Origin of the sequence: Collinsella sp. CLA-ER-H9 (assembly GCF_040092295.1) — a bacterium.
Classification (GTDB): Bacteria; Actinomycetota; Coriobacteriia; order Coriobacteriales; family Coriobacteriaceae; genus Collinsella.
The window spans coordinates 1-1,547 of the sequence record NZ_JBBNLV010000033.1; the positions used below are offsets into that span (position 1 = coordinate 1).

At 67.4% G+C, this 1,547-nt stretch carries 1 protein-coding gene; it reads left to right on the forward strand.

Annotated elements, in window-relative coordinates; all coding sequences use genetic code 11:
• Positions 1-289: 289 nt before the first annotated feature.
• Positions 290-1,432 carry an IS110 family transposase gene (locus AAAX73_RS09675; protein WP_006234207.1) on the forward strand — a complete coding sequence of 381 codons (1,143 nt, stop codon included), beginning with the start codon at positions 290-292 and terminating at the stop codon, positions 1,430-1,432.
• Positions 1,433-1,547: the final 115 nt, after the last annotated feature.

Sequence of the window (1,547 nt, forward strand, 5' to 3'; positions counted from 1 at the left end):
CCCATTACAGTCTGAAGTGGGCCACCGATAAATTTCGATGGCGAGCATTCGGCGCATTGCCTACGATACGGGCAAGCCCCGAGGGGCCGCCGATCGGGCGCCTCCGGATGGCCGTCTGCCCCTGCCCCGTAGAGGGCCCGGGGGGTGTTGCCACCGGGGGCGCTCGCCGCTCCGGACGACTGATAGGAAACTGCCGGGCGCAAGCGCCACGGCCAGGTAATGTGGGTGTCGCAGGGAGGGGTTCCGATCGGCCTACCGATTGGAGGATAACACCGTGGCACCACCTAGAATGCCGGAAGCCGTCATCGGGCTCGATGTCGGGAAATTGTCCCATTGGGCATGCGTCGCGACCCGGGACGGCGAGATACTGCTGAGCGCCCCCGTCGCGAACAGGGAGGGCGATCTGGACTCGCTGTTCGGCCGCTTCCCCGACGCGCTCGTGGTCGTCGACCAGTCGCGCAACATAGGCGCCCTCGCGCTCGCCCGCGCCAAGGCGGCCGGGATGTCGGCGGCGTACCTGCCGGGACTCGCGGCACACGGGGCCGCCAGGCTCTTCGCCGGCGACGCCAAGACCGACGAGCGGGACGCAATGGTCATCGCGAAGACGGCGCTGGGCATCCCCGACGCACTCCTGCCGGTCGGGGATCCGGGCCCGACGGTCGCGGCGGCGAGGGCGCTGGCCGCCCAGAGAAACTTCCTGACCTGCGAAAACACCAGGAGCAAGAACCGGCTGCGCAGCATCCTGCTGGAATCGTGCCCCGCCTTCGAGGCGTTGGTCGACCTGTCCGACGGTCCCCAGCTGAGGCTCATGGCATCCCTCGGCGGGGCCTGGTCGGTGGCCGACGCCGGGCCCCGCAGGGCGGCGGCGCTCACGCGCGGGGCGGCGCGCGGCAAGATCGAGGCCCTCGTCCGCTCGACGGCCTCCTCGACAAGGCCGGACGCGGCGGCCATCGCCGCCGAGGACCGGGCGGTGAGGCTGCTCGCGCGCAGGATCTCCGAGAACTCGGCGGAGATCGATGTGATCACGGCGGAGATATCCGCCCTCCTCGAGGGCGACGATACCTACCGATGCCTCCTGACGGTGCCGGGGATCGGCCCCAAAACCGCTTCCGAGCTCGCGATCTCCATAGATATCGAAGACTTCCCAAGCCACGACAGGCTCGCGTCGTACTGCGGCCTGGCGCCGCGCAACCGCCAGTCGGGGACCTCGATCTCCTCGGTGACGGCATCGCGCCAAGGCAACAAGAGGCTGAAGAACCTGCTCATATTCTCGTGCAACTGCCTTACCCGGACAGAGGGAAGATGGGGCGATTACTACGCTAGGTGCCGAGAGCGGGGCATGCCGCACGGCAAGGCGCTCAAGGCGCTGGCACGAAAGAGGCTGAAGGTCATCTACGCGATCATGCGGGACAGGGTGCCCTACGCCGCCTAGTCGAAGCGCTCCGAACAGATTGGAGCCCATCGGCCGAAAGGCCTGGCGTTAGCATGTCGCGATTCAATCTCGAAAACAGCATTGCCCAGTTGACAAAACTATAGGAACACCCCCC